General features: G+C 64.5%; 24 protein-coding genes. 16 read left to right on the forward strand and 8 right to left on the reverse strand.

Going from position 1 to position 22,824, the window contains the following annotated elements; all coding sequences use genetic code 11:
- Positions 1-84 precede the first annotated feature (84 nt).
- Complete coding sequence (locus ACHIRB_RS26220; RefSeq protein ID WP_395125976.1) at positions 85-1,059, forward strand: SMP-30/gluconolactonase/LRE family protein; 975 nt, start codon at positions 85-87, stop codon at positions 1,057-1,059.
- Positions 1,060-1,073: 14 nt separating this feature from the next.
- Positions 1,074-2,144, forward strand: coding sequence for a succinyl-diaminopimelate desuccinylase (gene dapE / locus ACHIRB_RS26225; protein ID WP_395125975.1), 1,071 nt, complete (start codon positions 1,074-1,076; stop codon positions 2,142-2,144).
- Positions 2,145-2,150: 6 nt separating this feature from the next.
- Here the strand turns inward: dapE and ACHIRB_RS26230 are convergent, their stop codons facing one another.
- Positions 2,151-3,656, reverse strand: coding sequence for a serine/threonine-protein kinase (locus tag ACHIRB_RS26230; protein WP_395125974.1), 1,506 nt, complete (start codon positions 3,654-3,656; stop codon positions 2,151-2,153).
- 74 nt (positions 3,657-3,730) lie between these two features.
- On the opposite strand from ACHIRB_RS26230, the gene ACHIRB_RS26235 reads away from it, so the two are divergent.
- The 9 genes from ACHIRB_RS26235 to ACHIRB_RS26275 all read left to right on the forward strand — a co-directional run bounded on the left by ACHIRB_RS26235 (position 3,731) and on the right by ACHIRB_RS26275 (position 10,856).
- Positions 3,731-4,549, forward strand: coding sequence for an LOG family protein (locus ACHIRB_RS26235; protein WP_465254686.1), 819 nt, complete (start codon positions 3,731-3,733; stop codon positions 4,547-4,549).
- Positions 4,546-5,109 carry an LOG family protein gene (locus tag ACHIRB_RS26240; RefSeq protein WP_395125973.1) on the forward strand — a complete coding sequence of 188 codons (564 nt, stop codon included), beginning with the start codon at positions 4,546-4,548 and terminating at the stop codon, positions 5,107-5,109. Before ACHIRB_RS26235 ends, ACHIRB_RS26240 begins: the two co-directional genes overlap by 4 nt.
- Positions 5,106-6,875, forward strand: a complete 1,770-nt coding sequence (locus ACHIRB_RS26245; protein WP_395125972.1) for a long-chain-acyl-CoA synthetase — start codon at positions 5,106-5,108, stop codon at positions 6,873-6,875. The genes ACHIRB_RS26240 and ACHIRB_RS26245 overlap by 4 nt, the downstream gene beginning before the upstream one ends.
- 43 nt (positions 6,876-6,918) lie before the next feature.
- Positions 6,919-7,794, forward strand: coding sequence for a dihydropteroate synthase (gene folP, locus ACHIRB_RS26250; protein ID WP_395125971.1), 876 nt, complete (start codon positions 6,919-6,921; stop codon positions 7,792-7,794).
- Positions 7,791-8,729, forward strand: a complete 939-nt coding sequence (locus ACHIRB_RS26255) for a glucosyl-3-phosphoglycerate synthase (protein ID WP_395125970.1) — start codon at positions 7,791-7,793, stop codon at positions 8,727-8,729. The genes folP and ACHIRB_RS26255 overlap by 4 nt, the downstream gene beginning before the upstream one ends.
- A gap of 20 nt (positions 8,730-8,749) precedes the next feature.
- Positions 8,750-9,046, forward strand: coding sequence for a DivIVA domain-containing protein (locus ACHIRB_RS26260; protein ID WP_395119246.1), 297 nt, complete (start codon positions 8,750-8,752; stop codon positions 9,044-9,046).
- A gap of 23 nt (positions 9,047-9,069) precedes the next feature.
- Positions 9,070-9,600 carry a DNA-3-methyladenine glycosylase I gene (locus tag ACHIRB_RS26265; RefSeq protein ID WP_395125969.1) on the forward strand — a complete coding sequence of 177 codons (531 nt, stop codon included), beginning with the start codon at positions 9,070-9,072 and terminating at the stop codon, positions 9,598-9,600.
- Positions 9,601-9,757: 157 nt separating this feature from the next.
- Positions 9,758-9,925: a DUF3117 domain-containing protein gene (locus tag ACHIRB_RS26270; protein ID WP_003406247.1), complete on the forward strand. Its 168-nt coding sequence runs from the start codon at positions 9,758-9,760 to the stop codon at positions 9,923-9,925.
- A 73-nt stretch (positions 9,926-9,998) separates the two neighbouring features.
- Positions 9,999-10,856 (forward strand): putative RNA methyltransferase, encoded by an 858-nt coding sequence (locus tag ACHIRB_RS26275; protein WP_395125968.1) that lies wholly within the window; start codon positions 9,999-10,001, stop codon positions 10,854-10,856.
- On the opposite strand, the gene glgA is transcribed toward ACHIRB_RS26275, so the two are convergent.
- Positions 10,823-12,001, reverse strand: coding sequence for a glycogen synthase (gene glgA / locus ACHIRB_RS26280; RefSeq protein ID WP_395119500.1), 1,179 nt, complete (start codon positions 11,999-12,001; stop codon positions 10,823-10,825). The genes ACHIRB_RS26275 and glgA overlap by 34 nt on opposite strands.
- A gap of 136 nt (positions 12,002-12,137) precedes the next feature.
- On the opposite strand from glgA, the gene glgC reads away from it, so the two are divergent.
- Entirely contained in the window at positions 12,138-13,352 is a 1,215-nt protein-coding gene (gene glgC / locus ACHIRB_RS26285) for a glucose-1-phosphate adenylyltransferase (protein WP_395119306.1), read from the forward strand.
- A 69-nt stretch (positions 13,353-13,421) separates the two neighbouring features.
- Here the strand turns inward: glgC and ACHIRB_RS26290 are convergent, their stop codons facing one another.
- From ACHIRB_RS26290 to ACHIRB_RS26305, 4 genes are all read right to left on the reverse strand, one after another.
- The gene (locus ACHIRB_RS26290) at positions 13,422-15,062 is read right to left on the reverse strand and encodes an ABC transporter permease (protein WP_395125967.1); all 1,641 of its coding nucleotides are present in this window, start codon (positions 15,060-15,062) and stop codon (positions 13,422-13,424) included.
- Entirely contained in the window at positions 15,059-15,991 is a 933-nt protein-coding gene (locus ACHIRB_RS26295) for an ABC transporter ATP-binding protein (protein WP_395119310.1), read from the reverse strand. Before ACHIRB_RS26295 ends, ACHIRB_RS26290 begins: the two co-directional genes overlap by 4 nt.
- Positions 15,988-16,653, reverse strand: a complete 666-nt coding sequence (locus ACHIRB_RS26300; protein ID WP_395125966.1) for a TetR/AcrR family transcriptional regulator — start codon at positions 16,651-16,653, stop codon at positions 15,988-15,990. The genes ACHIRB_RS26295 and ACHIRB_RS26300 overlap by 4 nt, the downstream gene beginning before the upstream one ends.
- 73 nt (positions 16,654-16,726) lie before the next feature.
- A complete protein-coding gene (locus tag ACHIRB_RS26305; RefSeq protein ID WP_199705822.1) occupies positions 16,727-17,359 on the reverse strand; it encodes an O-methyltransferase in 633 nt (210 codons plus the stop codon).
- Between the two features lie 243 nt (positions 17,360-17,602).
- Here ACHIRB_RS26305 and sigE point away from each other — a divergent pair, with 243 nt between their 5' ends.
- Genes sigE through tatB form a run of 4 tightly spaced genes read left to right on the forward strand, consistent with a single transcriptional unit; the run spans position 17,603 to position 20,746 of the window.
- Entirely contained in the window at positions 17,603-18,391 is a 789-nt protein-coding gene (gene sigE, locus ACHIRB_RS26310; RefSeq protein ID WP_395125965.1) for an RNA polymerase sigma factor SigE, read from the forward strand.
- 41 nt (positions 18,392-18,432) lie between these two features.
- The gene (locus ACHIRB_RS26315) at positions 18,433-18,795 is read left to right on the forward strand and encodes a hypothetical protein (protein ID WP_395119504.1); all 363 of its coding nucleotides are present in this window, start codon (positions 18,433-18,435) and stop codon (positions 18,793-18,795) included.
- Between the two features lie 10 nt (positions 18,796-18,805).
- Positions 18,806-20,308: a S1C family serine protease gene (locus ACHIRB_RS26320; protein ID WP_395119314.1), complete on the forward strand. Its 1,503-nt coding sequence runs from the start codon at positions 18,806-18,808 to the stop codon at positions 20,306-20,308.
- Positions 20,309-20,311: 3 nt separating this feature from the next.
- Positions 20,312-20,746: a Sec-independent protein translocase protein TatB gene (tatB, locus tag ACHIRB_RS26325; protein WP_199705824.1), complete on the forward strand. Its 435-nt coding sequence runs from the start codon at positions 20,312-20,314 to the stop codon at positions 20,744-20,746.
- A 10-nt stretch (positions 20,747-20,756) separates the two neighbouring features.
- On the opposite strand, the gene ACHIRB_RS26330 is transcribed toward tatB, so the two are convergent.
- Positions 20,757-21,893, reverse strand: coding sequence for an Mrp/NBP35 family ATP-binding protein (locus tag ACHIRB_RS26330; RefSeq protein WP_199705825.1), 1,137 nt, complete (start codon positions 21,891-21,893; stop codon positions 20,757-20,759).
- Positions 21,894-21,918: 25 nt separating this feature from the next.
- Entirely contained in the window at positions 21,919-22,764 is an 846-nt protein-coding gene (locus ACHIRB_RS26335; RefSeq protein WP_395119316.1) for a lytic transglycosylase domain-containing protein, read from the reverse strand.
- Positions 22,765-22,824: the final 60 nt, after the last annotated feature.

The following is a 22,824-nucleotide window of genomic DNA, read 5'->3' on the forward strand; positions in this document are numbered from 1 at the left end:
ACCACACCCCATTTTCACCCCAGCAGCGCGTCCGGAGGGCACCTTTAACTCACGAGCGGGCGCAGCCCGCCTACAGTTCGCGACATGGCCGAGAAATCGATTCGAACCTCATCTTGGAGATCGCTGCGTGCAGTCGTTGCTGCAGCGTTCGCCGTTGTCGCTGCCACGACGCTCGGATCGCAGCAGGCCGTTGCCGCTCCGATCTGCGCAGGCGCGGGGCAGGCGCCGGTACTTGTCGGATCGATCCCCGGTGCTGCGCTCGAAGGTTTGACCGTCGACGCTCAGGGCCGCGCTTACACGACCGATCTACTCACCGGTCGCATCTACCGCATCGACCGACCCGGGGCGGGCGCAGTGGTTGTCGCGACCGTCCCCGGTGGCAATTCCGCGGGCGCGCTCGCCTGGGCACCCGATGGGACCTTGCTCGTCGGCTACTCGGGTCCGGCGGTGCTCATCGGCGACACCACCCGACCCGGTACCGTCGCCAGAGTGGACGTTGCGACCGGCGCCGTCACTCCGATCGCGTCGGGGCTGAGCGCAGCCAACGGGATGGACGTCGGCAGCGACGGAATCATCTACGCCACCAACGACTTCGGTCAGTTGATCGGGCGCGTCTACCCGAACGGTGTTGTGCAGCCTGACTGGTCGCGTGTGCAGGGTGCGAACGGGGCGGTGTTGAGCAGCGGCGACGCGTACCTCTACGTGTCGCGTACCTTCGCGAATCCAGGCATCAGCCGGGTTCCGATCGCCAATCCCGGTGTGCCCGAATCGATCGTCGACTTCGGCGGTGGAGATTTCGCGACGACAGCAGATGGTCTCACGCTCGACTCTCGTGACCGCCCGATCGTGCCCGCCAACCTGACCGGTCAGATTCTGCGCGTCGACGGCCGCAACCAATTCTGTGTACTGGCAAGCGGACTCCCCATGTCGAGTGTGCTCAGTTACGGCCGCAGTGGCACAGGCTTCGCAGACGGTCGGCTGTTCCGCGCGGGCTTCGACGGCAACGTCTACGAAATCCCCGGCGGTTTCGATCCGGCAGCACGGACAGCTACACCCTGAGTAATCTCGACATCGTGACGTTCCTCGACCTGCACGCCGACCCGATCGATCTCACCGCCGCGTTGGTGGACATCCCCAGCGTGTCGCGCGACGAGTCCGTGATCGCCGATGCCGTCGAGTCCGCGCTACGTGAACAGACCGCCGGCTTCGAAGTGATCCGGAGCGGTAATGCCGTGTTGGCGAGGACATCTCGCGGCCTCGGTAGTCGGGCACTGCTCGCCGGACACCTCGACACCGTTCCGATCGCCGACAACGTTCCATCCCGGCGCGTGGGCGACACCCTGCACGGTTGCGGCACCGTAGACATGAAGTCGGGCGATGCGGTGTTTCTCCACCTGGCCGCGACCGTCGCCGAGCCGACTCAGGATCTGACACTAATTTTCTACGATTGCGAGGAGATCGCCGCCGAGTACAACGGCCTCGGCCGCATCGAACGCGAACTCCCGGATTGGCTACGCGCCGACGTCGCGATCCTCGGCGAACCCTCCGGCGGCTACATCGAAGCGGGCTGCCAAGGTACGCTGCGTGCCCGTTTGACGGCGTCGGGCACGCGCGCGCATTCGGCCCGAGCTTGGTTGGGTGACAACGCAATTCACAAGCTGGGTCCGGCTCTCGCGCGGCTGTCCGAATACTCGGCACGTTCGGTCGACATCGACGGCTGCGTCTACCGGGAGGGTCTGTCGGCGGTGCGGGTGAACGGGGGAGTGGCGGGCAACGTCGTACCCGACTACGTCGAACTCGACGTCAACTTCCGCTTTGCGCCCGATCGTTCCGTCGCTCAGGCGACCGACCATGTCAGCGAACTGTTCGACGGACTCGATCTGGACTTTGCGATCACCGACAGCGCTCCGGGAGCACTACCTGGATTGTCGGCGCCGGCCGCTGCCGCACTCGTCGAGGCTGCAGGTGGTGAATTCCGCGCGAAATACGGATGGACCGACGTGTCTCGTTTCGCGGCGCTTGGAATACCTGCAGTCAACTACGGACCCGGCGATCCGAACCTCGCGCACAAGCCGGAAGAGCAGGTCCCGGTCGCCCAGATCAGCCACGTCGCCGACGTGCTGCGCGCATACCTGACGGGGTAGGCAGATCTATAGGCAGAGAAAACTCAACGCCGTCCATGGATCGACGAACTGCAGTCGCAGCCCTTCCAGCTCGTCCTCGCTGGCCCCACCGCGATCGGCGAGGTCCGCCAATTGCCTTGCTGCGGTAGATGACTGGTTCATGTAGTCCTTGACCTTGCCTGGCCCCATCTGGGCGGCGACAGGATCGATCTCGTCGGCGATGCCTCGGTATTTTTTGGCGCGATCACTGTGGTCGGGCGCCTTGACGGCGATCGCGGCGTCGACGTCGGCCTTGATGCCGTCGTAGAGCTGGCAGTCTGCCGCCGAGATCGGAGCCTCCGATGTAGCCGGTGCAGCGGAGGTGAACACACTTGTCGTCGTCGGTCCGGCTTTCGTCGTGGTCACGGCCTGCGCGCTGCTGTTGGCCGCCGTTTTACTGCTGGAATCGCCACCCGAGTTCGTGACGGCGACGGCGATGCCGACCCCGACGATCAGTGCGAGGACCGCAGCGGAGATTCCGACGATAAGACCCGTGCTGCGGGCAGGCTTGGGTGGCGGCTGGAACTGCCCGTTGGGACCGGTGAACGCCGCACCGGGATGTTGATACGTCGGCTGCGGTCCGCTTGCATAGAGCTGTTGCGGGCCGGCCTGATACGGCGCATAGGTGCCCACCGGCCCCGTCGCGTGGGGCGCTTCGGTCAGCGCAGCGGTCGCAGCTTCGGCGAATTCTCGGCAGGAGTCGTAGCGGTCGGCTTTGTCCTTTGCCATGGCCTTCGCGATGACCGCGTCGATCGCCGGCGGCAGCTCGCCACGGATGGTGCTCGGCCGCGGCGGCGGCTCGTGCAGATGCCCCATCATCACCTTCGCCGGAATCGGCGACGGAAAGGCTTCGTAGCCGGTGAGCAGCTTCATCAGTGCGCAGGCGAGACCGTAGATGTCGGTGCGGTGATCGAGCGGTTGGCCGAGCAATTGTTCCGGTGCCGCATACGCCATCGTTGCGATGAACGTGCCCGTCTCCGTCAGATGCAGGTTGTCTTCGGCCGAGCGCGCAACTCCGAAGTCGGTCAGTACAACTCGCTCGTCGGCGGGATCCGGTCCGGACAGCAGAAAGTTCGCAGGCTTGACGTCGCGATGCAGCAGACCCTGTCCGTGTGCGTAGTCGAGACCTTTGCCGACCTCGGTGATGATGCGCAACGCCCGGCGCATGGTCATCACGAGTGGACCCTTCTCCACTTCGACGGCCGCGTCCGTGCCCTCGATGTAGGCCATCGCGATCCACAGTTGGCCGTCCTCTTCGCCGCGGTTGTGGACCGAGATCAGATTCGGGTGATCGAGAGAAGCCGCGAGACTGCCTTCGCGCTGGAAGCGGAGCCGAAATTCGTCGTCCTGCGTCAACTCCGGCTTGAGCACCTTGAGCGCGTACATCCGTGGCAGATTCGGGTGCTTCGCGAGGTAGACGGTCCCCATTCCGCCTGCGCCGAGCACCTTCTGGATGCGATAGCCGCCGATGGTCTCACCTGGCCGCAACGGCATGGCCCCGCCCCTTTCGCTGGTAATCCTCTGCCACGAACTCTAGCGACCACACCCGACCCGATAGCCTATGCGCCATGTCAGCAGCGGAGTCCATACCGAATCGAACGGCAGGCGAGTCCGGCACGAACGAGCCGAAGTATCGCGGTCCGATAATGCTTCGTCGGGACAGGAAAACCGAATCGAGTACAACCGACCAGCGTTTGCTCGACCAGCGTGGACCGTCGGACTGGGTCCACACCGATCCATGGCGGGTGCTGCGAATCCAGAGTGAATTCGTCGAAGGCTTCGGTGCTCTCGCCGAGGTGCCGCGTGCGGTGACGGTATTCGGTTCTGCACGTACGCACGTCGACAGCGCGGAGTACGCGTCGGGTCAGGCACTCGGCACTGCACTCGCGGCGGCGGGTTATGCGGTGATCACAGGTGGTGGCCCCGGCGTCATGGAGGCCGCCAACCGCGGCGCCAGCGAGGCCGGCGGCTTCTCGATCGGACTCGGTATCGAGTTGCCGTTCGAGCAGGGCCTCAACGAATGGGTCGACCTCGGCATCAACTTCCGGTACTTCTTCGCGCGAAAGACCATGTTCGTCAAGTACTCCCAGGCTTTCGTCTGCCTGCCGGGTGGGTTCGGCACGCTCGACGAATTGTTCGAGGCGCTGACGCTTGTGCAGACGAGAAAGGTGACGCGGTTCCCGATCGTGCTGTTCGGGACGGAGTTCTGGGCAGGCCTGATCGACTGGATCAGGACGTCACTGCTCACCAGCGGCAAGGTCTCGGCGGCGGACGTCGAACTGCTGCACGTGACCGACAGCGTCGCGGAGGTCATTCGCATCATCTCCGATAGCGAGCTGGCGACCACAGAAGCCGACATCGAAGCCGGCACCGAGGACCTCTGGTGAGCACCTTCACCGTCTGTGTCTATTGCGCGTCCGGCGTCTACGAGCCGCAGTATCTGGAATTGGCATCGGCCGTCGGAACCGAACTCGGCAAACGCGGCTGGCAGTTGGTCTCGGGCGGTGGCAACGTCTCGATGATGGGCGCCGTCGCAGCGGCGACGAGGGCCGCCGGCGGTCGAACGATCGGCGTCATTCCGAAGAAGCTCGTGCACCGCGAGGTTGCCGACACCGAGGCCGACGAACTGATCGTCACCGACACGATGAGCGAGCGCAAACAGGTCATGGCGTCGCGCGCCGACGCGTTTCTCACGCTGCCGGGCGGTATCGGTACGCTCGAGGAACTGTTCGAGACGTGGACCGCCGCGTATCTGGGTATGCACGCCAAGCCCGTCGTCCTGCTCGACCCGTTCGGGCATTTCGACGAACTTCTCGCCTGGCTGGATCGGCTGCGTGGAACCGGGTTCGTCTCGCAAACGGCACTGGACACGCTTGTGCGAACGACCGTAGTAAGCGAAGCGCTGGACGAATGTCTGCGCGGGTTTACCGAAAGGACGAATAGATGACTTCGGGTGCACCAGCGACCGTCGGCATTTTCGAGATCGCGAAGCGGCTGCCCGCCATGGCGCCGGATCTGTACGGCATGGCAAAGAACGTCACCGGCCTGCTGCAGAACCCGGACTCGAAGGATTCGCTCGGCCTCGTGTTCCAACGCGCAGCGCACAGTCGCCCGGACCGTCCGTTCATTCGGTTCGAAGGTAAGTCGATCAGCTACGGCGACTCCAATGCGACCGTGAACCGGTACGCGAGCGTGCTCACCGACCGCGGTGTCACCCGAGGTGACGTCGTCGGCGTACTGATGAACAACCGACCCGAGACGCTGTTCGTCATCCTTGCGACCGTGAAGCTCGGTGCAACAGCGGGTCTGCTCAACCACAACCAGCGCGGTGACGTGCTCGCGCACAGCATCGGACTGCTGAAGAGCGGTGTGCTCGTCGTCGGCGAGGAATGCACCGAAGCGCTCGAGTCTCTGGAGACTGCGGCAGACGGTGTACTCGCTGCCGAGGAACTCGATCGGCTCGCCGCCGATGCGGCCGACTCCGATCCAGCGGTCTGCTCCGACATCACGGGTCGCGAGAAGACATTCCTCATCTTCACTTCCGGAACGACGGGGATGCCGAAGGCCAGCGTGATGAGCCACATGCGTTGGCTCAAAGGTATGTCGGGTCTCGGCGGGCTCGGTATTCGCTTGCACGGCGAGGATGCGCTCTACTGCTGCCTCCCGCTCTATCACAACAACGCAGTCACGGTCGCGCTGTCAGCCGTGCTCGGTTCGCGGTCCACATTTGCGCTCGGCTCCAAGTTCTCCGCCTCCGGATTCTGGGACGACGCGAACCTCAACAAAGCGACCGCAATCATCTACATCGGCGAACTCTGCCGGTATCTGCTCAACCAGGAACCGAAGCCGGACGACAACGAGAACAACATCAGACTTGCTGTCGGCAACGGTCTGCGCCCGGAGATCTGGGACGAGTTCAAAGAACGCTTCGGGATCAGCCGGATCGTGGAGTTCTATGGTGCGAGCGAAGCGAACATCGCATTCGTGAACGCTCTGAACGTCGACAAGACCGCCGGTGTCAGCCCGCTGCCCTTCGCCGTCGTCGAGTACGACGACGAAACAGGCAAAGCCAAGCGCGGCGAGAACGGACGACTGAAGAAGGTCGGCAAAGGCAAGGTCGGTCTGCTGCTCGCGAAGGTGACCGATCGTTCGCCGTTCGACGGCTACACCGACGACGATGCCTCGGAAGCCAAGCTCGTCCGCGACGGCTTCAAGGACGGCGACGTCTGGTTCGACACGGGCGACCTCGTCCGCAAGCAGGGCTGGATGCATATCGCGTTCGTCGATCGCCTCGGTGACACCTTCAGGTGGAAGGGCGAGAACGTCGCGACTACCGAGGTCGAAGGCGCGCTCGGTTCCGAGGCCGCCATCTCGCAGGCCGTGGTGTTCGGCGTCGAGATCGAGGGCGCCGACGGCAAGGCAGGCATGGCGGCGGTGACGTTGAACGAGGGCAAGTCCTTCGACGGCAAGGAGGTCGCTGCGCACCTGTACGACCAGCTGCCGAAGTATGCGGTCCCGCTGTTCGTCCGCGTTGTCGACAGCCTCGAACAGACGTCGACGTTCAAGAGTCGCAAGGTCGAGTTGCGGAAGCAGGGGTACTCGCCGGACGCCGAGGGTGAGCTCTACGTCCTCGCCGGGCGCGACAAGGGCTACGTCGAGTCCTACGACGGTTACGTCGACGAGGTCGCAGCGGCGAAGGCCCCCCGCGGGTAGTCGGTGCCGACCGTGCCCTGCGCGGTCGTGTCAAGATTGAGTTATGAATTCGCGCCCGCATACGACGCTGTGCGGCAAACCTGTCGCGGTCGATCGTGCGCTCGTGATGGCGATCGTGAACCGCACGCCCGACTCGTTCTACGACCAGGGTGCGAACTTCACCGACCGGGCAGCGATGGATGCGGTGACGCGCGCGGTCGACGAGGGTGCCGACATCATCGACATCGGTGGCGTGAAGGCTGGTCCGGGCGCCGATGTCGACGAAGCTGAGGAAACACGCCGGGTCGTCCCGTTCGTCGCTGCGGTACGGGCGAAATACCCGAGGTTGCTGATCAGTGCAGACACGTGGCGTAGTCGCGTCGCGCGTCACGCCGTCGCCGCCGGTGCCGACCTCATCAACGACACCTGGGCAGGCGCGGATCCAGAGTTGGCCGTTGTCGCTGCCGAACTGGGTGCAGGCATCGTGTGCAGCCATACCGGTGGGGCGACACCGCGGACCCGACCGCATCGCGTCCGCTATCTCGACGTGGTCGCCGACGTGGTGGACGAGGTGGTTCGTGCCGCGGAACGGGCGCGTGAACTCGGTGTCGCCGACGACGCGATCCTCATCGATCCGACACACGACTTCGGCAAGAACACCTATCACGGGCTCGAGTTGTTGCGTCGCGTGGACGTTCTTGTAAACACCGGATGGCCAGTGCTGATGGCGCTCAGCAACAAGGACTTCATAGGCGAGACTCTGGGTGTAGGCCTCACAGAACGGCTGGAGGGGACTTTGGCAGCGACGGCATTGGCAGCAGCCGGGGGTGCCCGCGTGTTCCGCGTTCACGAGGTGGCATCGACGAGACGGGTAGTCGACATGGTCGCCGCTATCCTGGGGACCCGGCAGCCTGCTCATACCGTGAGGGGTTTGGCATGACGATCTCGGACATCACCAACACGCCCGCGCACCGCGACTGGGCCGAGACGAACACGTGGGACCGGCCGGACTGGACAGTCGCGGACCTGGTCGCCGCGAAGAACGGACGGACCGTATCGGTCGTCCTTCCCGCGTTGAACGAAGAACAAACCGTCGCCAGTGTCATCGACACCATCCATCCACTGCTCGGTGGACTTGTCGACGAACTGATCGTGCTCGATTCCGGTTCGACCGACGAAACCGCTGATCGCGCTCGCGCTGCAGGCGCCAAGGTCATCAGTCGCGAACAGGCTGTGCCCGAGCTCGCACCTGTGCCAGGCAAAGGGGAGGTGCTGTGGCGCTCGCTCGCCGCGGCAACCGGCGACATCATCGCGTTCATCGATTCCGACCTGATCAATCCCGACCCGGCGTTCGTTCCGAAACTGCTCGGACCGCTGCTCACCGTCGAGGGCATCCATCTGGTCAAGGGCTACTACCGCCGCCCGCTGCAGCACGGTGGGTCGGTCGAATCGAACGGTGGGGGTCGGGTCACCGAATTGGTGGCGCGACCGCTGCTTGCCGCGATGCGACCGGATCTGTCGAGTGTGCTGCAGCCGCTCGGTGGCGAGTATGCGGGCACACGCGAGCTGATGGCTTCGGTACCGTTCGCGCCCGGCTACGGCGTCGAGATCGGCCTGCTGCTCGACACGTACGACAAGCTCGGTCTGCATGCGATCGGTCAGGTGAACCTCGGCGTACGCAAGCACCGCAATCGGCCGCTCGCGGATCTCGGTGTGATGAGCAGACAGATCGTCGGAACCATGCTCGGTCGGTGCGGTATCAAGGACTCCGGCGCTGCGCTGCAACAGTTCCCGCTCGAGGGCGAGGTGTTCACACCGGTCAGTACCGAGGTGTCGTTGTCCGATCGCCCGCCCATGAACAATCTGAGGCCATAACGGCGTGGCAGGATCGTGACATGCTCACCATGCTGCTCTACGTGTTGATCATCGCCGTCGTCGGCGCCGTGCTGTTCCTCGCGGCAAGCACCGTGTTCGGTCGTTCGGAGGAGCTTGCTCCGATCCCGTCGGGTATGACCGCGACCGTGTTGCCCGAATCCGGCGTGACGGGTGCGGATGTCGCTGCCCTGCGCTTTCAGCAAGCGCTGCGCGGGTACAAGGCCAGCGAGGTCGACTGGGCGCTGGAACGGCTCGGCGCTGAGATCGACGCGCTGCGCCAAGAGTTGGCTGAGCTGTCTTTGCACAAATCGCTGTGACGGTCGAGCCTGAAGATGATCGCGTGCGTTGTCCATGGGCCGACGGCTCGGAGCTGTACCGCGATTACCACGACTTCGAGTGGGGGCAGCCGGTCCACGGGCGCGACGCATTGTTCGAGCGGGTCTGCCTCGAGGCGTTCCAATCGGGTCTGGCGTGGATCACGATCCTGCGTAAGCGACCGGCGTTCAGGGCGGCATTCGACGGGTTCGTCGTCGACCGTGTGGCAGCGTTCGGCGAGGCAGATGTGACTCGTCTGATGACCGACGCCGGGATCGTGCGAAACCGCGCCAAGATCGAAGCAAGCATCGGGAACGCGCGGGCCGTGCAGGCGCTCGACGTCGACCTCGACGAACTGCTCTGGTCGTATGCGCCTGCGCGACGGGCACGGCCGAAAACGATAGGCCAGGTGCCCGCTGTGACGTCCGAATCGACGGCAATGGCAAAGGAACTCAAGCGCCGCGGATTCAGGTTCGTGGGCCCGACGACCGCCTATGCGTTGATGCAGGCGACGGGAATGGTTGATGACCATATGGCCGATTGTTGGGTCCGGTGAACGGATGTGAAGTGCCGTCATTTCGGTCGTTTTGCAACTCAGGTACCCGTCGACCAACGGGATAGGGAACAATGGAACCTCGTAACTCGCAACACACGCGAGTTGTCAGCGAGCAGCAAGGCGCGGAACCACTGCGCAGATCTTGGAGGGAGCAGGGATGGCGGCCATGAAGCCCCGCACTGGGGACGGTCCCCTCGAGGCAACCAAAGAAGGGCGAGGCATCGTCATGCGTGTGCCGCTCGAGGGCGGTGGCCGCTTGGTCGTCGAACTGACACCTGACGAAGCCGCAGCGCTGGGTGATGAGCTCAAGGGTGTTACCAGCTGAGGCGAGCTTCGGTCGCCGGCCCCGTATGCCGCTCGGCACGCGGGGCTCTTTGATGTATGACAGGTCGGCCTGAATGCTGGCCGATGCGCTGGATCTGCTCGTGTGTCCCGCGTGCGGATCGGATCTGGACCTCGAAGAGCGGACGGTTCTCTGTCAGCGCGGCCACAGTTTCGACGTTGCGCGGCAGGGCTACGTAAGTCTTCTTGCCGGCGCAGCGACGAAGCTGACGGGCGATTCCGCCGACATGATCACCGCGCGCGGGGAGTTTCTCGACGCGGGACATTTCGATCCCATCGCGACGGCTGTCGCTGCCGCAGTTGGCGAGGACAGCGATCTTGGAAACCCGCGAATACTGGAGATCGGCGCGGGCACCGGGCACTACCTGGCACGATCGGTCGACATGTTCGAGGATGCCGTCGGGCTCGGCGTCGACATCTCGAAGGCAGCGGCACGGCGCACCGCTCGCGCGCACCCGCGAGTGGCGTCGATCGTCGCCGACGCGTGGCAGAACCTTCCCGTTCGCACCGGCTCGTGCACACATGCGCTGTCGATCTTCTCGCCGCGCAACCCCGACGAGATCCGTCGCATCCTGTGCGCCGATGGTTCTTTCGTCGTCGTCACGCCGACCCAGCGTCACCTCGGCGAGCTCATCGAACCTTTGGGCATGGTTCGGGTCGACGACGACAAGACTCGACGGCTCGGCGAGTCCATGGCAGGCCGATTCGACCGCGTCGACAGACACGCTGTTGACTTCACGATGGAACTCGACGTGGCCGCGATTGCGGCGGTCGTCGGGATGGGTCCGACGGCTCGGCACCTCACTCCCGAACAACGGTCCGAGCGGATCGCGACCCTTCCGACGCCGACGACGGTCACCGCGTCGGTCGTCGTCGCTACCTACCGGCCGCGCTTGGCGATGACGTCGGCGTAGACCGCCAACGTCTGTCGTGCGATCGCAGGCCAGGAGAACTCGGTCATCGCTTGTTCCCTGCCCGCTCGACCCATCTGGGCGGCCTTCTCGGGGTCGCCCGCGACAGCGTTGACCGCCTCGGCGAGATGTTTCTCGAACGCCCGCGGCTCGTAGGTGTTGTAGTGCACGAGCACTCCGGTTCTGCCGTCGTCGACGACCTCCGGGATGCCACCGACGTCGGAAGCGACAACGGCGGTCTCGCACGCCATCGCCTCGAGGTTCACGATGCCCAGCGGTTCGTAGACCGACGGACAGACGAAGACCGTGGCCGCGGACAGGATCTCTCGAATCTGTTCGGTCGGGAGCATCTCGCGCACCCAGAAAACGTTGCTGCGTGTCTTCCTGAGCTCTGCTACAGCACGCTCGACCTCGGCCTCGATCTCCGGTGTGTCGGGCGCACCCGCGCAGAGAACGAGCTGGATGTCCGGGTCGAAGTCGGCTGCAGCGGCGAGCAGATGCCCGACCCCCTTCTGCCGGGTGATCCGGCCGACGAACGCGACGATCGGTTCGTCGGTACGCACGCCACGCTCGGCGAGCACGGATGTTGCCGGATCCAGCGCTGGGCCGGGATGCCAGACCTCGGTGTCGATGCCGTTGTGCACGACGTGGACCCGTGCGGGATCGACGGCGGGGTAGGCGTCGAGCACATCGAGTCGCATACCTTCGCTGACCGCGATGACGGCGTCGGCGTTCTCGACGGCGTTGCGCTCCGACCACGACGAGATGCGATAGCCGCCGCCGAGTTGCTCGGCCTTCCACGGTCTGCGCGGCTCCAGCGAGTGCGCGGTGAGCACGTGTGGGACGCCGTAGAGCGCACCTGCGAGGTGACCGGCCAGGCCCGCGTACCAGGTGTGCGAATGGACGACGTCGACGTCTGCGGCCGCGTTGGCCATCCGCAGCTGGGTCGACAGCATGACCATCGCTGGGTTCGCGTCGGCGAGCGCGGGATCGGGTTCGTGGACGGTCGCGTTGTCCCGTGGGACGCCCATGCAGTGGACGTCGACGGTGCACAGCTCCGCGAGGTTCGCCGTCAGTTCGGTGACGTGAACACCTGCTCCGCCGTACACCTCGGGTGGATACTCCCGCGTCATCATTGCCACCCGAATAGGAACGTTGGGGGCCGCCGGTGTGCTCACGTTCCCAACGTATCCGCTCGGCTGCTCAGTGGCGAGAGCGGCCCGAAAGAAGGTTTTGGGAAGGGCACGGTAGCGGTGGCGTCTGTCGACGGATAGGTTTGCAGATGTGAGGAGCCAGCCGCATGTGCTCGGTATCGTGCTAGCCGGCGGTGTCGGCAAACGCCTATACCCGCTGACCGCAGACAGAGCTAAGCCAGCCGTGCCTTTCGGCGGTGCTTATCGTCTGATCGACTTCGTTCTCAGCAACCTCGTGAACGCGGGGTACCTGCGCATCTGCGTTCTCACGCAGTACAAGTCGCACTCGCTGGACCGCCACATATCGCAGACCTGGCGACTGTCCGGGTTCGCGGGCGAGTACATCACTCCGGTTCCGGCGCAGCAGCGTCTCGGTCCGCGGTGGTACACGGGTAGCGCCGATGCGATCCTGCAGTCGATGAACCTGATCTACGACGAGGATCCCGAGTACATCGTCGTGTTCGGTGCGGACCACGTGTATCGCATGGACCCCGAGCAGATGGTGCAGGAGCACATCGAATCCGGCGCGGGCGTCACCGTTGCGGGTATCCGGGTACCGCGTAGCGAGGCGACGGCATTCGGCTGCATCGATGCCGACGAGAAGGGCAAGATCACTCAGTTCCTCGAGAAGCCCGCGCATCCGCCGGGAACGCCCGACGACCCGAATGCGACGTTCGCATCGATGGGCAACTACGTCTTCACGACGAAGGTGCTCGTCGATACGATCAAGGCCGATTCGGAGAACTCCGACTCCGATCACGACATGGGTGGCGACATCATTCCCGCCCTCGTGGCCGCGGGCGAAGCGAATGTCTACGACTTCAAGGACAACGTGGTGCCCGGCGCGACCGACCGCGATCGCGGTTACTGGCGCGATGTCGGAACCATCGATGCGTTCTACGACGCTCACATGGACCTCGTGTCCGTGCACCCGGTGTTCAACCTCTACAACCGGCGCTGGCCGATCCGCGGACTTTCGGAGAATCTGCCGCCCGCGAAGTTCGTCCAGGGTGGCCTCGCGCAGGAATCGATCGTCGGTGCAGGCTGCATCCTGTCTGCGGCAACAGTCCGCAATTCGGTGATCAGCAGCAACGTGATGATCGACTCCGGCGCGACGGTCGAGGGCAGCGTCGTGATGCCGGGCTGCCGCATCGGCAAGGGCGCGGTTGTGCGGCACGCGATCCTGGACAAGAACGTCGTCGTCGGCGACGGCGAAGTGATCGGTGTCGATCTCGAGCGCGATCGTGAGCGATTCGCCGTCAGCAGCGGCGGAGTCGTCACGGTCGGCAAGGGAATTTGGATCTAGGCGGCTACGCCGCTCGTGAGTCCTTTCGGAGGGTCCGCCCTCCGAAAGGACTCACGACCCGCTTGCGGCCTAGGTCAAATCCCGGCGCCGCAACGCGATCAGACCGGCGGTAAGCAGAGCCGCGGTGAGTAGCAACAGCCAGACGATCGGCGCTGCGACGAACTCACCGCCAGGCAATTTGGGTAAGTGGCTGTAAGGCTCCAGATCTCGCACCGGCTGCGGGAAATTCGCGATCGAGCCGACGATGAAGATCAGCACGAACGTCACAAGGACACCCCACGCGACGGACGTGAACCGGGGGAGCAGACCGAAGAGCGCGACGGTCATACCCGCGCATAGCCAGATCGCTGGCAATTGGACCAATGCGCCTGCGAGGACGCCGGGCAGGGTGCCGCCGATATCGCCCGTGGCCGACCCATAGGTCAGTCCTACCGCCAGTCCTGCGACGAGCATTGCAATCGCGGGACCGAGCAGTGCGAACAGCACATGGCTTGCTGCCCAACGGGTCCGGCCGACCGCACCGGCGAGGACCGATTCGAGCCGCTGTGCTGCCTCTTCGCCGTGCATCCGAAGTGCGGCCGAGATCGCGAACGCGGAACCCGCTATGCCGAGGAACGTCAAGCCGAACCCGATGAACGACTCTTCCAACGACTTCGGACCGCCTGCTCGTTCGATGATGTCGACGATGGCCTGGCTGTCGCCGATCTGTCCGCCGATTCCTTTTGCTGCACTGCCGATCAGCAGACCGTAGAGGCCGAGTCCGACCGTCCACGCAACGACGGTGCCGCGGTGCATCCGCCACGCCAGTCCGAGGGTGCCGGCAAGTGCGGCAGTCGCCGCAGGTGGACCCGGACGTTCGGCGATGAGTCCCGCGCCTCTGTCGCGTTGCCGCAACAGTACGAAGGCGACGCCGACAAGGACGACCGTTGTCGTCAAGTGCAGCAGAAGGACCCACCAGCGCTCGCCGGCGTACGGGCGCAATAGCAGCGACCAGCCCTGTGGTGAGAACCAGCTCGCGACCCCCGACCCGGCATCGCCGACGGCGCGGATGGCAAACGACGCAGCCAGTACGGAGAGCGCGACGCCGCGCGCGACCCGAGCCCCTGTGCTGACCTGTGCGGCAATCGCAGCGACACCCGCGAAGACGATTCCCGAGCCGGCGAGCGCCGCTCCGAAACCGACCGAGCCGCCGACGGGTAGTCCGCCGCCGATCAGCGCGGCGGCACTCATGACTCCGGTCAGGCCTGCTGCGCCGATCGCAAGGAGCAACGCTGCCGTCAGTCCGGAATATCTACCGACGGAGGCGGATTCGACGAGCTCGGCCCGACCACTCTCCTCCTCGCCCCTGGTGTGTCTGATGACCGTGAGGATGACAGCCAAAGCGATGATCGTGTAGAGGGCGCCGGCTTTCCAGATCGTGACGGCGCCGGGACTTGCGTTGAAAATCGGTCCGTACATGGCGATCTGGGCTGGACTTGCTGCCGTCGTCGTCGCGAAGGCTATGCGGTCCGCGGCTGTCGGGTAGACGCTTTCGATGCTGCCGACGTAGGTGATGGGAAGCAGTAACCCGAGCGCTGCTGTCCACAGCGGTAGCACGATTCGATCGCGCCGCGCGAACAGACGAAGCTGGTAGAGGGTACCCGCGAAATCGTTGGACAGCGCCGAACGATGTTCGTGGTCAGCACTTCTCGGCACAGTTGCGGTACTCATGCGCCGACCTTCTCCGTTGTGTGTGCAGCGTTCACGGCATCACCGTCGGTCTCGTAGTGCCGCAGAAACAGCTCCTCGAGTGTGGGTGGCGCGCTGACGAGGGTCCGTACTCCGATGTCGCCGAGTACGCGGATCAGTGCACCGAGATGACTGCTGTCCACCTGGCATTGCACTGTGTTGCCGTCGATCGTGATGTCTTCGACGCCGGGTATCCGGCTCAGATCACCTGGGTCGCCGAGCAATTCGGCTGTGATGGAGGTCCGGCTCAGGTGCCGCATCGATGCCAGCGTCCCGCTCTCGACGGTTTTGCCTGCCCTGATGATGGTGACCCGCTCGCAGAGTGCGTCGACTTCGGAAAGGATGTGGCTAGAGAGCAGGACCGTCGCGCCGCGCTCGCGGGCTTCGGCAACACATTCGCGAAAGACCTGTTCCATCAACGGATCCAGACCCGACGTTGGCTCGTCGAGCAGTAGCAGGCTGGCGTTGGAAGAGAACGCGGACACGAGCGCAACCTTCTGTCGATTGCCCTTCGAGTAGGCGCGTGCCTTCTTGCGTGGATCGAAGTCGTATCGCTCGATCAGGTCGGACCGACGCGTTGCGTCGATTCCGCCGCGCATGCGGGCGAGCAGGTCGATGGTCTCGCCGCCGGTGAGGTTCGGCCACAGCGTGACATCGCCTGGTACGTAAGCGATGTCGCGATGCAGCTCGACGGCGTCACGCCACGGATCCTTGCCGAAGAGGCTGACGTTGCCCGAGGTGGCCCGCAGAATTCCGAGTAGCACCCGAATGGTTGTCGACTTCCCCGACCCGTTCGGTCCGAGGAACCCGTGTACTTCGCCCTGTGCGACTTCGAGATTCAAGCCGTCCAACGCGTGGAAGTGACCGAAATGTTTGTGCAGGCCGTCGACGGTGATGATTGCGCTGGTCATGCTGACTCCTGATTCGATGTGGTTGAACGTGATTCGACGAGTGCGTCGAGTAGCGACGAGTCGGTGAGCAGGCCCTCGGTGAAGATCTCGAGCGCGGGCATTGTGGTTAGCTCCGAGTACTCGCGCAGCGCTGCGCCGAAGTCGACGGTGACGTCGGTTTCGAATTTCGTCTGGAAGAAGATCATCAGCCCGCCGAGGCCCTGCAGCGTGAAGTAGCGGGCCCGCGCGGCCGGGTCGCGGCTTGGCCGCAGGGTGCCTGCAGCGACACCGGCAGCCAGATAGTCGGCGGTGTTGTCGACAAAATGCTCGAAAAGAGATTCGGCCAACCGGCCGCCGGCCGAGAAGCTGCGAACTATGTAGGCGATGAGCGGTGCGTAGGCCTCGATTGCAGCGAGTTTCGCGAGCATTACAGCACCGCTCGGAGCTGTGAGGAATCCGGCCTTGTCGTCGCGGATGACCTCGAGAACGTGGTTGTCGCAGGCCTCTCTGAGTCCGTCCTTCGAGCCGAAGTGGTGGTTGACGAGCCCTGGAGAGATACCTGCCGCCGTCGCTATTGCTCGAACGCCAGTTCCGAAACCCTGTTCGCCGAACACCACGATCGCCGCGTCACGAATTCGGGCGCGGGTGGTCAGGTCTCGATCGGACTGAGGGGTTGAACGCATGTTCAATAGTTTAAACACTCGTTCAATTGCTTGGCAAGCGTTTTTCGCGAAGCGAGCGTTCGTGTGCTGCGGGCTAGCCCCGAGAAGCGCAGAGCAACCCGTCGCCGACCGGTATCAGTACCTTGGTCAGCCGCCCGTCTTCGGCGATGGCACGTGCGGCAGCGCGCACGGCGACGGTTGCGGCGTCGCGCTGCGTCGAATCCGCAACCCGACCGCTGAGCAGGGCGTTATGGAACACGATCAATCCGCCAGGGCGCAGCAGACGTACACCCTGCTCCACGTAGAGCGGGTGATCGACCGGCGTCGTATCGACGAACACCAGGTCGTAACCGGCGTCCGCGAGCCGCGGCAGCACGTCCAAAGCCCGGCCGTTGATGAGCCGAGTCCGTGAGCCTGCGATCCCGGCGGATCGGAAAGCGTCTTTCGCGGCGCGCTGATGCTCCGGTTCGCTGTCGATGGTGGTCAGTGTGCCGTCGTCACGCATGCCGTCGAGCAGCCACAGACCACTGATTCCGGCACCGGTGCCGACCTCGACGACCGTCTTCGCGTCGAGCAGTTGAGCGAACATGCTCAGCAACGCACCGACCGATGGGGGAACCGGCGCCGCACCCAGATCGACGGCACGCTCCCGCGCAGCCACCAGAATCTCGTCCTCGACGACCGATTCCTCGACGTAGTTCAACGTTCGTTGCGCATTCGTTTCCACGAACCGAGGTTATAGCTGCCGTGTGCCCGGGTCGTCGAGGCGCGACCACAGCGGACAAGGAAGATTTCTCAGGCATCCCTCAGGCGATTCTCACCTCTGGCATATCGGGGCAGGAGAGAGTTATGGCACGCAAGACCATCCGACCGTGGATGCCGAACTGCCGAACACGTGAACGAAACTCGAACGATCCGGCGGGAACAAAGCCCGATACCGACGAGTTGAAAATCGTAAATGGGGTTCGGTGTGAACATTTCGACGCCCCGCGGTCCTGAGCAGGAGGTTTCACCCATCCACACGGTGAGTGCGGCACGCGACTATTCCAACCTCCCGGGCGATCCCCGGGCGGGAGTGGTCGGCGGCGAGCTCGACAACACAGCCGCTGGCAACATTTCGACCACCGAAACCTCTACCGACACCACCACCGAGTCCGACGCGACGTTCGAACTGAGCGGCACCGCGGCTTTCGACGCAACGGGTGAGCAGTCGACCATGCCGTCGTGGGACGAACTCGTCCGTGGGCACGCCGACCGCGTCTATCGGCTTGCATACCGACTTTCCGGCGATGCGCAGGATGCCGAAGACCTGACACAGGACACCTTCATCAGAGTGTTCCGCTCGCTGTCCAACTACCAGCCGGGCACGTTCGAAGGCTGGTTGCATCGCATCACGACCAACCTCTTCCTCGACATGGTCCGCCGCCGCAACCGGATTCGGATGGAGGCGCTTCCCGACGACTACGATCGCGTTCCCGCCGAAGGCCCTGGGCCCGAGCAGGCCTACCACGATTCGCGTCTCGACCCCGATCTACAGTCTGCCCTCGACTCGTTGGCGCCGGAATTTCGCGCCGCGGTTGTGCTGTGTGACATCGAAGGCCTGTCCTACGAGGAGATCGGTGCCACACTGGGAGTGAAGCTGGGTACCGTCCGCAGCCGCATCCACCGCGGTCGGCAGGCATTGCGGGAGCACCTGGCGAAGAACGCCAAGAACGCAGAGCACGACGCGGACGACAAGGTCGAACACGCACTCCGATGACTCGGTCGGTGACGAAGTTCGGCGACGACCGGGAGGACCTGATGACGGCATTGAGCGGGAGTGGGAGTTCGTCCCCTGAGGACGGCAAACTTCCCCCGGTACGCCGTTTCTCCTCGACCGAACATCTGGCAAGCGAGGCCATAGCCGCCTACGTCGACGGTGAACTTCGGATGAACGCCTACCTTCGCGCTGCGCAGCATGTTGGCATCTGTCCCGAATGTGCTGCCGAAGTCGAGGCTCAGCAGCAGGCACGCGGTGCGTTGCGGCGGTCCGCGCACGTGTCGATACCTGCGACGCTGCTCGGAGCGCTCAGTCAGATACCTACCGGCGAATTTCCTGGTTGTGGACGCGATTACCCGGCGTCGCACGAGAGCAAGCGGTGGTCCCTGCGTTGGCGCAAGTAGAGTTTGCCGAGTGACCTCGGAATCGACCACGCCACGGCAAACGGACTCCGGCAACCTGCGACCTGCTGATGCCCCGGTGCTCGGACCCCGCCCGGTATATCGTCCCGCGATCGATCATTCCTTCACCCGCGCGTTCGGCAGGCCGAGTGGCGTGACGGGTTCGTTCGTACCCACTGCTCGCCGGGTCGCGTCGTCGCCGGACCTGCAGGTCCGCCCGCCGGATCCCATCCTGGCCGAGGCCTTCGGTCGCCCGCCGGGTGAAGCCGATTCCATTCAGCGTGATCCCGAAGGCCTCACCGCTCCCGTCGGTGCGACGCAAGAGCCGGACCCCTGGGGCGACCCGGACGCCGCGGCGCGCCTCGGTCCGCCTGCGTTGGCCAAGCCTGCACCCGAGACCAAGCCCGACGGTCGTAAACTCGGCGCTCGCGAAGTGCTGTTCGGCTCGAAGGTCGCTCCGAAAGCTCTTGCGTCGCTGGCTGCGATCGCTCTTGTCGTCGGTCTGCTCGGCGGCGCGGTCGGGGCGTTGGTCGGCTTGACCGTCGATTTCGGCGACCTGACGAGCAACAAGGTCGAATTGCAGCAGGTCGGTGCCGACTCGGACGAACCCCGTGGTCAGGTCGCCAAGGTCGCCGATGCCGTGCTGCCCGCCGTGGTCTCGATCCAGGTGACGCTCGGCGACAACGCTGCGACGGGGTCGGGCGTCGTCATCGACGGCGAAGGCTTCATTGCAACCAACAACCACGTGATCTCGATGGCGGCCACGGATACGAGCGGCAACGCGAAGATTCAGGTGTTGTTCTCGGACGGCACCAAGACCCCGGCCCGGATCGTCGGTCGTGACACCAAGACCGACCTCGCGATCCTGAAGGTCGAAGCGAAGAACCTCACGGTCGCGCAACTCGGCCGTTCGGGCGACGTGCAGGTCGGTGAGGACGTCGTCGCGGTCGGCTCGCCCCTTGGGCTCAGTAAAACGGTGACAAGCGGCATCGTCAGCGCGCTGAACCGCCCGGTACGCCTGAGCGGCGAAGGCTCCGACACCAATGCCGTCATCGACGCCGTGCAGACCGACGCAGCCATCAACCCCGGTAACTCGGGCGGACCGCTGGTCGACGAAGAAGGTCGCGTGATCGGCATCAACACCGCGATTCGCAGCCAGAGCGGCGGTTCGGTCGGCCTCGGCTTCGCAATCCCGATCGACGATGTCACCCGTGTTGCGCAGGCGCTCATTCGGGACGGTGTGATGCGCCACCCGGACATCGGTGTGAACGCCAGGTCGGTAGTGAACGACGCGACCAGCGGTGCCGAGATCGCCAACGTTCGCGATGGCAGTCCCGCTCAACAGGCCGGGCTGGTCGAGGGGGACATCATCGTCAAGGTCGGCGATCGCGAGGTCACCAACGCGGACGAGTTGGTCGTCGCCGTGCAATCGCAGGTGATCGGAGCGACCGTTCCGCTGCAGCTCGTTCGCGACGGCCGATTGGTCGACGTGCAGATCACGCTCGGTTCGGACTGACCCATGTTCGGAAACATCGGTTGGGGCGAAATGATGGTGCTACTTGTTGCAGCACTGGTCATCCTCGGTCCCGAAAGGCTTCCGGGTGCGGTGATGTGGGTGACCAAGTCCCTACGTCAGGTCAGGAACTACGCGAGCGGCGCGACCCAGCAACTCAAGGACGAACTCGGTCCCGAGTTCGACGATCTTCGCAAACCGCTGTCGGAGATCAATCAGCTGCGTGGGATGACGCCGCGGTCGTTGATCACGAAACACCTTCTCGACGGCGACGATTCACTGTTGACGAGCTTCGAGAAGCCGAAGTCCGCCGAGCCGACGGCGGCTCCGGAGTTCCGTGCGTCCAACACACCGAACCTCTCGAAGCCGAGTTCGTCAGGGTCGAACCTCGCGAAACCGGATTCGGGCGAACGCCCACCGATCGACACCGACGCGACCTGAGCGGGCGCGTTCAGAAATTCTTAGTCGTGTCGATGCTCAACGACATGCCTGCCAGACCGCGACGCCGTACCGACAACTTCTCCGCGACAGCAGCAAGCGCGACCGCAGCCGGTGATTCCGGATCACGCAGCACGATGGGCTCGCCGTCGTCGCCCGCTTCGCGAACTGCCTGCTCGAGTGGAATCTGGCCGAGCAGAGGGACGTTCGAGCCGACGGCCTTGGTGAGTCGGTCGGCGACGGCCTGACCCCCGCCGCTGCCGAAGACGTCCATACGAGAGCCGTCGGGCAGTTCCATCCAGGACATGTTCTCGACAACGCCGACGATGCGCTGACGGGTCTGCAACGCGATCGCGCCCGCACGCTCGGCCACCTCGGCTGCGGCGGGCTGCGGTGTCGTCACGACGAGAATTTCCGCGCCCGGAATCAGCTGGGCGATGGAGATCGCGATGTCACCTGTTCCCGGCGGCAGGTCGAGCAGCAGCACGTCCAGGTCGCCCCAGAACACGTCGGCGAGGAACTGTTGCAGTGCGCGGTGCAGCATCGGTCCACGCCATACGACAGGGGTGTTGCCGGTGGTGAACTGCGCGATCGAGATCATCTTCACGTTGTGTGCGATCGGCGGCATGATCATCTTCTCGACCTGTGTCGGACGAGCATCCGTGCCGAGCATGCGGGGGACCGAGTGGCCGTAGATATCGGCGTCGAGAACGCCTACGGACAGTCCGCGTGCCGCCATCGCTGCGGCGAGATTGACTGTGACGCTTGATTTTCCGACCCCGCCCTTACCTGATGCGACGGCATAGACGCGGGTGAGCGAGCCCGGCTGAGCGAACGGTATGACGGGTTCGGCAGAGTCGCCGCGCAACGACTTGCGAAGCGCGGTGCGTTGTTCGTCGTTCATGACGTCGAGATCGACCGATACCGTGCCGACGCCTGCGACGTCGGCGACCGCCTTGGTTACCCGACCGGTGATCTCCGAGCGCATGGGGCAACCGGCCGTGGTGAGCCAGACGACGATGTGCACGCTGGCATCGTCGGCGATGTCGATGCTCTTGACCATGCCGAGTTCGGTGATCGGCTTGCGGATCTCAGGATCGTCCACTTTCGCGAGTGCGGACCGAACGGCTGATTCCGTGACGACTGACATGAACTCGATCCTACGGAGGCCTGGGTCAGTGAATTCGCGGCAGTGCCTCTGCGGGCGGGGTGATCCCCGTCGCATAGCCGAGTGACCACGCCACGACGTTGGCGACGTAGGCCATCGAGTTGTTGTAGCGCAGGATCGCTTTGGTCTGCTGTCCGAGGTCGCGCATGTCGAGATTGCCGTCGCACAGGTACTTGCCGGTCGTCAATGCTGCGTCGAAAAGATTCTGCGGATCGGCAACCCCGTCGCCGTTGCCGTCGGCGGCGTACCGCTTCCAGGTCTCGGGTAGGAACTGCATCGGTCCGACAGCGCGGTCGTAACCGCTGTTGTCATCGAGTGCGCCGCCGTCGGAGTCGTGAATCACGTTGTTGCCCGACAGGCTGCCGTCGAGGATCGGACCGTAGATCGGGGTGGTGAGGTTGCCTGCGATATCGGCTTTGCCGTCGTTCGCATGGGTCGACTCGACGCGACCGATACCGGCGATCAGCGTCCAGGGCATGTTGCACACGGGGTTCTGGGCGGCCAGGGTCTGCGCTGCGGCCCTGTAGGCGGCGAGGTTGACGCCCGGTATGCCGAGCGCGCCTGCTGCGATGCTCGTCGGCAGCGGCGGTGTCACGGGGGCGGGAGGTGGTTCGGGCGCAGGCTCGGGGGTGGCGACGGGCGCCTGCGGTACGACGCTGGCGGCGATCGGCGCTGCCGAAGCCTGCTCGGTAGTGACGGATTCGTGCGCGGTCTGCTGGGTGAAGATGGGTGCACCTGCGTCTGCGCCGGCGGTGGACACCGCGGTGACAAGTCCAGCGGGAACGAGCCCGGTCAACGCGATCAAGGAATTGCGTCGAACGTTCGAACTCGATGCCTTGCTGTGGCGACCCACTAGCGATACCTCCCCGTTGCCTCGTGCGAGGCGCTCCGTTTACTGAACCGGAGTCGAGGG

The sequence above is a fragment of the Antrihabitans spumae genome (assembly GCF_043944905.1).
GTDB classification, from domain to species: Bacteria; Actinomycetota; Actinomycetes; order Mycobacteriales; family Mycobacteriaceae; genus Antrihabitans; species Antrihabitans spumae.

Coding starts and splice junctions, on each gene's coding strand:
- ACHIRB_RS26315 (WP_395119504.1), top strand. CDS start 18,433: ATGACGGCATTGAGCGGGAGTGGGAGTTCGTCCCCTGAGGACGGCAAA.
- ACHIRB_RS26275 (WP_395125968.1), top strand. CDS start 9,999: ATGCTGGCCGATGCGCTGGATCTGCTCGTGTGTCCCGCGTGCGGATCG.
- ACHIRB_RS26245 (WP_395125972.1), top strand. CDS start 5,106: ATGACTTCGGGTGCACCAGCGACCGTCGGCATTTTCGAGATCGCGAAG.
- ACHIRB_RS26235 (WP_465254686.1), top strand. CDS start 3,731: ATGTCAGCAGCGGAGTCCATACCGAATCGAACGGCAGGCGAGTCCGGC.
- ACHIRB_RS26220 (WP_395125976.1), top strand. CDS start 85: ATGGCCGAGAAATCGATTCGAACCTCATCTTGGAGATCGCTGCGTGCA.
- tatB (WP_199705824.1), top strand. CDS start 20,312: ATGTTCGGAAACATCGGTTGGGGCGAAATGATGGTGCTACTTGTTGCA.
- ACHIRB_RS26270 (WP_003406247.1), top strand. CDS start 9,758: ATGGCGGCCATGAAGCCCCGCACTGGGGACGGTCCCCTCGAGGCAACC.
- ACHIRB_RS26290 (WP_395125967.1), bottom strand. CDS start 15,062: ATGAGTACCGCAACTGTGCCGAGAAGTGCTGACCACGAACATCGTTCG.
- folP (WP_395125971.1), top strand. CDS start 6,919: ATGAATTCGCGCCCGCATACGACGCTGTGCGGCAAACCTGTCGCGGTC.
- ACHIRB_RS26230 (WP_395125974.1), bottom strand. CDS start 3,656: ATGCCGTTGCGGCCAGGTGAGACCATCGGCGGCTATCGCATCCAGAAG.
- ACHIRB_RS26300 (WP_395125966.1), bottom strand. CDS start 16,653: ATGCGTTCAACCCCTCAGTCCGATCGAGACCTGACCACCCGCGCCCGA.
- ACHIRB_RS26255 (WP_395125970.1), top strand. CDS start 7,791: ATGACGATCTCGGACATCACCAACACGCCCGCGCACCGCGACTGGGCC.
- ACHIRB_RS26330 (WP_199705825.1), bottom strand. CDS start 21,893: ATGTCAGTCGTCACGGAATCAGCCGTTCGGTCCGCACTCGCGAAAGTG.
- ACHIRB_RS26295 (WP_395119310.1), bottom strand. CDS start 15,991: ATGACCAGCGCAATCATCACCGTCGACGGCCTGCACAAACATTTCGGT.
- ACHIRB_RS26260 (WP_395119246.1), top strand. CDS start 8,750: ATGCTCACCATGCTGCTCTACGTGTTGATCATCGCCGTCGTCGGCGCC.